Annotated in this window: 6 protein-coding genes; 1 reads left to right on the forward strand and 5 read right to left on the reverse strand. The window is 60.7% G+C overall.

Features of this window, described 5'->3' with window-relative positions; all coding sequences use genetic code 11:
• Positions 1-179: 179 nt before the first annotated feature.
• The 5 genes from EJA72_RS04010 to glnT form a co-directional block, all read right to left on the reverse strand.
• Positions 180-1505, reverse strand: a complete 1326-nt coding sequence (locus EJA72_RS04010; RefSeq protein ID WP_157710247.1) for an ammonium transporter — start codon at positions 1503-1505, stop codon at positions 180-182.
• Between the two features lie 176 nt (positions 1506-1681).
• Complete coding sequence (locus EJA72_RS04015) at positions 1682-3010, reverse strand: FMN-binding glutamate synthase family protein (protein ID WP_157710248.1); 1329 nt, start codon at positions 3008-3010, stop codon at positions 1682-1684.
• A gap of 20 nt (positions 3011-3030) precedes the next feature.
• Positions 3031-3714, reverse strand: a complete 684-nt coding sequence (locus EJA72_RS04020) for a protein glxC (RefSeq protein WP_157710249.1) — start codon at positions 3712-3714, stop codon at positions 3031-3033.
• 11 nt (positions 3715-3725) lie between these two features.
• Positions 3726-4631 (reverse strand): glutamine amidotransferase family protein, encoded by a 906-nt coding sequence (locus tag EJA72_RS04025; RefSeq protein ID WP_157710250.1) that lies wholly within the window; start codon positions 4629-4631, stop codon positions 3726-3728.
• A gap of 60 nt (positions 4632-4691) precedes the next feature.
• Positions 4692-6026 carry a type III glutamate--ammonia ligase gene (gene glnT / locus EJA72_RS04030; protein ID WP_157710251.1) on the reverse strand — a complete coding sequence of 445 codons (1335 nt, stop codon included), beginning with the start codon at positions 6024-6026 and terminating at the stop codon, positions 4692-4694.
• Positions 6027-6309: 283 nt separating this feature from the next.
• Between glnT and EJA72_RS04035 the strand changes: the two genes are divergently transcribed.
• On the forward strand, positions 6310-6909 hold the full coding sequence (locus tag EJA72_RS04035; RefSeq protein ID WP_157710252.1) for a helix-turn-helix domain-containing protein: 600 nt from the start codon (positions 6310-6312) through the stop codon (positions 6907-6909).
• Positions 6910-7244 lie beyond the last annotated feature (335 nt).

Below are 7244 nucleotides of genomic sequence, written 5' to 3' on the forward strand. Positions count from 1 at the left end.
GCAAGCCCGCTCCCACAGTGATCTCTGGTGTACACCACATTTGTAAACACCCGAAATAACTGTGGGAGCGGGCTTGCCCGCGATGAGGCCAGCAAATTCACATCAATGGCGACTGACACACCGCCATCGTCGGAACGCCGCCCGGAGCCGGTTCGCTCCTGCCCTGTTTTTCGCCGGTCTCAGTGGTTGTAAGCACTCTCATTGTGCTCAGCCAGATCCAGCCCCATCTCTTCCACCGACTCGTCGGCACGCAAGCCAATCACCGCGTTGATTACCTTGAGGATGATCCAGCTGATGGCGAAGCAATACACCGTCGTCAATGCCACGCCCTTGATTTGCGCCAGGACCTGACCGCCCATGGAAACGCCTTCCACCAGGCCGCCCATCGATGGAACGCAGAACACGCCGGTCAGCACCGCGCCAATCATCCCGCCGATGCCGTGCAGGCCAAAGACGTCGAGGCTGTCGTCATAACCGAAGCGACGCTTGAGCACGGTGACGCTCAGGTAGCAGAACACGCCGCACAGCAGACCGATCGCCAACGCCCCGCCCACGCCCACATACGCGCACGCCGGGGTGATGCCGACCAGGCCGGCCAAGGCACCACTGGCCAGGCCCAGCGCACTTGGTTTGCCGACCTTGAACCACTCGGTGAACATCCAGCCGAGGATGCCCGCGCAAGCGCCCAGTTGGGTGTTGAGCATGACAATGCCGGAGGTGCCGTTGAGGCCGCCGCCGGAGCCGATGTTGAAGCCGAACCAGCCGACCCAGAGCATCGCCGCGCCGGCCATGGTCAGGCTCAGGTTGTGGGCTGGCATCGGTGCATTCTGATAGCCCTTGCGCTTGCCGAGGATCAGGCACGCGGCCAGCGCGGCAACGCCCGCATTGATGTGCACGGCGGTGCCGCCGGCGAAATCCAGCACACCCCAGTTATGCATCAACGCGCCCGAACCGCCCCACACCATATGCGCCACCGGGGCGTACACCAGGGTGAACCACAGCGCCATGAACCACAGCGCCGCCGAAAACTTCATGCGTTCGGCGAAGGCACCGGCAATCAGCGCCGGGGTGATGATCGCGAAGGTCATCTGAAAGGTCACAAACACGCCTTCCGGAATGTCGCCGACCAGGCTTTCCGGGGTCATGCCGGCCAGGAAGGCGCGGCTTAATCCGCCGACGAAGCTGTTGAACGTCACTTGCCCCTCAACCATGCCGGTCGTGTCGACCACCATGCTGTAGCCATAGATGACCCACAGCACACCGACCAGGCCGGCGATGCCAAAGCACTGGGTAAACAGCGAAAGCATGTTCTTGGCCCGCACCAGGCCGCCATAAAACAACGCGAGGCCCGGCAGGCACATGAACAGCACCAGCACGGCGGCGGTGACCATCCAGGCGGTGCTGCCCGTGTTCAATGTGGGTGCATCGGCCGCCTGGGCCAGCGGCACAAGCGCCCCGGCCGCCAGCAGGCCTAGAAGGGATTTGCCGAGAAGACGATTGACCATTTTCAAAGCTCCTGCAAAAGAATGGAAAGTGTCTGGCAGCCAGCAAGTAACAACGCCACGGACCTTTGAGGTCTCTTCGAAGAATTAACGCCTACCACCCTGTGGGAGCCAGCCTGCTGGCGACGGCGGCCTCATAGACACCATCGCCAGCAGGCTGGCTCATACAAAGGGGAATCTCAGTAGCCGGTACCCGAACCCGGAATCCAGCTGGTCCCTGCCAACGGCACTCGCGCCATGGCCGCCGACTCCACCGTCAACGCCACCAGGTCCTCAGGATCGAGGTTATGCAAGTGCGACTTGCCACACGCCCGGGCCATCGTCTGGGCTTCCAGCACCAGCACGCGCAGGTAGTTGGCCAGACGTCGACCGCCTTCCACCGGGTCCAGTCGCTTGGACAATTCCGGGTCCTGCGTGGTGATCCCGGCCGGGTCGCGGCCGTTTTGCCAGTCATCATAGAAACCGGCCGCCGAGCCGATTTTCTTCAGTTCCTCGTCCAGGCGTGGATGGTTATCGCCCAACGCAATCAGCGCCGCCGTACCAATCGCCACCGCGTCCGCCCCCAATGCCATGGCCTTGGCCACATCGGCACCGTTACGAATGCCGCCGGAAACGATCAGCTGAACCTTGCGGTGCATGCCCATCTCTTGCAAAGCCTGTACCGCTTGCGGGATGGCCGACAAAATCGGCAGCCCGACGTGCTCGATGAACACTTCCTGAGTCGCTGCAGTCCCCCCTTGCATACCGTCGAGCACAATCACGTCCGCCCCGGCTTTCACGGCCAGTTTGACGTCGTAGTACGGCCGGCTCGCGCCGATTTTCACGTAGATCGGTTTTTCCCAATCGGTGATTTCCCGCAGCTCGGCAATCTTGATCGCCAAGTCATCCGGCCCGGTCCAGTCCGGGTGACGGCAGGCGCTGCGCTGGTCGACGCCAATCGGCAAGGTGCGCATACCGGCCACGCGCTCAGTGACTTTCATGCCCAGCAGCATGCCGCCGCCGCCCGGTTTGGCGCCCTGCCCCAGGACGATTTCAATCGCGTCTGCCTTGCGCAGGTCATCCGGGTTCATGCCGTAACGGGAAGGCAAATACTGATAGACCAAATGCTGCGACTGGCCGCGCTCTTCAGGGGTCATGCCGCCGTCCCCGGTGGTGGTGCTGGTGCCGGCGATGGTGGCACCACGGCCCAGGGCTTCCTTGGCGTTGGCCGACAACGCACCGAAGCTCATGCCGGCGATGGTCACGGGGATTTTCAGGTGAATCGGTTTCTTGGCGAAGCGATTGCCGAGGATCACATCGGTGCCACACTTCTCTCGATAACCTTCAAGCGGGTAGCGCGAAACGCTGGCGCCGAGCAGCAGCAAGTCATCGAAGTGCGGCAGCTTTCGCTTGGTGCCACCGCCGCGAATGTCGTAGATCCCGGTCTCGGCGGCACGCTGGATTTCCTGGATGGTCAGGCGGTCGAAAGTGGCCGACTCACGCAGTACCGGAGTGGTTTTGTCGCTCATATCTATTCTCCTCGCGCGGATCAGTACGCGGACGCGTTATCGACTTTGAAGTTGTACAGCTGACGGGCTGAACCGTAGCGCTTGAAGTCAGCCGCCGTGTGGTCAAAACCAGCGCGGTTCAACAGTTCTTGCAGCTCTTGCAGGTGCTCGGCGCGCATCTCTTTCTCAATGCAATCGGAGCCCAGGGACTCGACCGTGCCTTTGACGTAGATGTGGGTTTCGTACAGCGAATCGCCCAGCGCATCCCCGGCATCACCGCACACCACCAGACGTCCGGCCTGCCCCATGAAGCAGCTCATGTGGCCGATGCTGCCACCGACGACGATGTCGATACCCTTCATGGAAATCCCGCAACGCGCCCCGGCGTCGCCTTCGATCACCAGCAAACCGCCATGCGCCGTGGCGCCGGCCGCCTGCGAGGCGCTGCCTTTGACCCGGACGTAACCGGACATCATGTTCTCGGCGCAGCCAACACCCACGTTGCCGTGAACGGTGATCGACGCCTTTTGATTCATGCCCGCACAGTAGTAACCGGCATGGCCCTGGATATCGATGGAGACAGCTTCATTCACGCCGACGGCGAGGTTGTGCTTGCCGTTCGAGTGAGTCACGACCCACTCGTGATCGGTCACGTTGTTGACCTGATCGTGCAGCGCCTGATTGAGGTCACGCACGGTGGCAGTGGAAAGATCGATGGTTTTCATGTGTGCGCTCCTTAAGCTGACTCGCGTTCCCAGATGTACAGAGTGGCCGGCGCCGGCTCCCAGATCCGGGCGTTTTCGATACCCGGCAGGCTCGACAGGGCCTGGTATTCAGACGCCATGGCGACGTAGTCATCGGTCTCGGCGAGGATCGCCGGTTTGCACGCGACCGGGTCGCGGATCACCGCGAAACCGTTACGGGTGCCGATGGCAAAGGTGAAGAAACCGTCGAGGTCTTCCAGCGAATGATCCAGCGCCTCTTTCAGCGAGTCGCCCTGTTGCAGGCGCCAGGTCAGGTAACCGGCGGCCACTTCGGTGTCGTTGTCGGTTTCGAAATGAATGCCTTCGCGCTTGAGTTCCTGACGCAGGCGGAAGTGGTTCGACAGCGAGCCGTTGTGGACCAGGCACAGGTCGGCGCCGGTGGAAAACGGATGGCTGCCTTCCATGGTCACCGCGCTTTCGGTGGCCATGCGGGTGTGGCCGATGATGTGGCTGCCCTTCATGCTGGCCAGGCCGAAACGCTGGGAAATCTGCCGGGGCAGGCCCATGCCCTTGAGGATCTCGATGCTCTGCCCGGCGCTCATGATGCGCAGGCTCGGCGCCAGTTCTGCCAGGGCCTGACGGACCGGGGCTTCGCCGGCATTGATTTTAAGCACGGCAGCGCTGGCGTTCTGGAACCAATCCAGTGAGCAGCCAAGACGCCCTTCGAGCTCGCCCATCAGGGTTGTCCAGTCGAAGCCTTCGGTGGTGGCCTGCAAGGTCAGCTTGACCCAGCCATCCGCCACTTCATCGCCATAAATGGCGAAGCCGGCGCTGTCAGGGCCACGGTCGGTCATGGCCTCGAGCATGGGCTCGAACAGCTTGCCGAGCTGGGATTCCAGCTGCGGATTTTTCAAATAAAGACCTACGATTCCACACATATCAAGTCTCCTTCGGAGGCAGTGAACGCCCGGCGCCGTGCCGGGTGCCTAGATAAAAAGTCAGAAAAATTCGGTGTAGCGCTGGATCTCCCAGTCGGAGACGTGGCGGCTGTATTCCACCCATTCCATGCGCTTGAGCTTGATGAACTCGCCCACGATCTGCGGGCCCAGCACTTCGGCAAACAGCGGGTCGGCTTCCAGCGCATCGCACGCTTCCTTGAGCGATTGCGGCAGGGTCTTGATGCCCCGTGCGGCGATCTGTTCCAGGCTCAGGCTGTAGAGGTTTTCGTTGCAGACATGGTCGATTTCCAGCTGACGATCGATACCGTCGAGGCCGGCAGCGATGATCGCGGCGCTGACCAGATAAGGGTTGCAACCGGCATCCGGCAGACGGAATTCGAGGCGGCCGTAAGGCACCCGCACCATCGCTGAACGGTTGTTGGCGCCGAAGGCTATGAAGGCTGGCGCCCAGGTCGCGCCGGACAACGAATTGCCCACCACCAGACGCTTGTAGGAGTTGACCGTCGGCGCCGCAAAGGCACAGAGCGCCGGGCCATGGGCAAGCAGGCCGGCGGCAAAGTGATAGGCCATTTTTGACAGGCCCATGCCGCTCGGGTCGCTGGCGTCATGGAACAGGTTCTTGTTGTCGGCGCTGCTGATCGACAAGTGGAAGTGCATGCCGTTGCCGGCGCGTTTCGGGTCGGGCTTGGGCATGAACGAGCAGATCATGCCCAGGTCATTGGCGATCTCGCCGGCGGCCATGCGGAAGAAGGTAAAGCGGTCCGCCGAGGTCATGGCGTCGCTGTAGGTGTAGTTGATCTCGAACTGGCCGTTGGCGTCTTCGTGGTCGATTTGATAGACCTCGAAATCCACGGCTTGCAAGGCCTCCGTCAGCCGTTCAAGAAACACCCGGGAGCGCGACAGGCCTTTGTAGTCGTAGCAAGGCTTGTCGAGGTTGTCGCTGGGGTCCACCAATTGCAGCTTGCCCTGCTCGTCACGCCGCATCAGGTTGAACTCGGGCTCCAGGCCGGTATTCAGCGTCCAGCCCTTGTCTTCCAGGCGGCGGACCTGCTGTTGCAGCACATAACGGCTGTCATAGGGATGCGGCTGGCCGTTGACGTGACCGATGCACACCACGCGGCCATAACCCGGCTGCCACGGCACCGGCGTCAGGGTGGACAAGTCGCCGCGCGCCATGAAATCCGGACCGTGGGGCTCCATGCCCATGCCGCTGATGGCGAAGCCGGCAAAACCCGCTCCCTCTTCGGCCACCGCCTTGAGCCCACAGATCGGCACCGACTTGGTTTTGGCCGCCCCGTGAATATCCACAAACTGCGCAAGCACGTACTTGATCCCGTGCTTGTCGATGATGCGCTGGGTTTCTGCTGGCAACATTGCTCGTCACTCCTCGCGAAAGGTAAAACATTGTGGATGGGCCTTAACCGGCTTTTTATTCCTAAAAAGAAAGTTAGTTTCCCAATAGGAATGCAAGGCCCTTGCCAGATTCGCGAGTGAGGCGTTGATGTGCCGCTAAAAGCGCTTTTGTTCTGTATATATGGGAAAATTCTTTTCCCTGTGGGAATACGGCGGGCGATCCGTTAGCCTGACGCCCAGTGGTTGCACTTTCTCAGTGCGAAACTATTATTACTGAACGGAAAGTGTGCAGGATCTGATAACTATGTCGACCGAAATCGCTCCACGCCTCAAGCTCGAGCAATACCTGGGCCTGCAGATCAAGCGCCAGCGCCAGGCACAGGATTTGAAACTGTCGGACGTGGCCAAGATTGCCGACATCAGCCAGGGCATGTTGAGCAAAATCGAAAACGCCCAGGTGTCCACCAGCCTCGATACCTTGAGCCGGCTGTGCGACGTGCTCGGCTTGCCCCTGTCGAAGTTGTTCAGTGAATACGATCAGCAGGACGGCAGCGCGCTGTTGGTCAAGGCGGATCAAGGCATGGAAGTGGTGCGCCGGGGCACCGAAAAGGGCCACACGTATCATTTACTCAATCACACCCGGGGCCCGAAAAAGAGTTTCGAGGCGTACATGGTGAGCATGGACGATGCGAGCGAGGAGTTTCCGACCTTTGCGCATCCGGGGACTGAGTTTTTGCACTTGCTGGAAGGGGAGCTGATTTATCGTCATGGGAATCAGCTTTATCGGATGGAGGCTGGTGACAGTTTGACGTTTGAAGGCGAGATTCCTCATGGTCCCGAGGAATTGGTGCAGGTACCGATTCGGTTGTTGTCGATTATGAATTACAGCAACGACAAAGAGTAGTTGGGGGCATATCCGTTTCTTCGGTAACGGCGGCTATTGGTTTCGCCCTTACGGCGAGTCACTTGGAAGAGCGCCAAGTAACCAAGCGCTCTTGCCCCTTTCGTTCGGTGCCTCGCTAAGGCTCGGCATGCCCTCGCTCCGGTCCTGCTCCGTGGGCCTTACAAGGGGGCAAGAAAATCAAAAGCCAAATCAAAAGCGAGGCGGCCTTAAAGCCGACCTGATTCTTCTCGCGTACACATTCCCCCTGTGGGAGCCAGCCTGCTGGCGATGAATGCCCAGACACCGCGATCACCCAGACAGGGCGCGTCATCGTTGAAGTCCATCGCCAGCAGGCT

This window comes from Pseudomonas sp. PB120, from assembly GCF_009761815.1.
In the GTDB taxonomy this organism is placed as follows: domain Bacteria; phylum Pseudomonadota; class Gammaproteobacteria; order Pseudomonadales; family Pseudomonadaceae; genus Aquipseudomonas.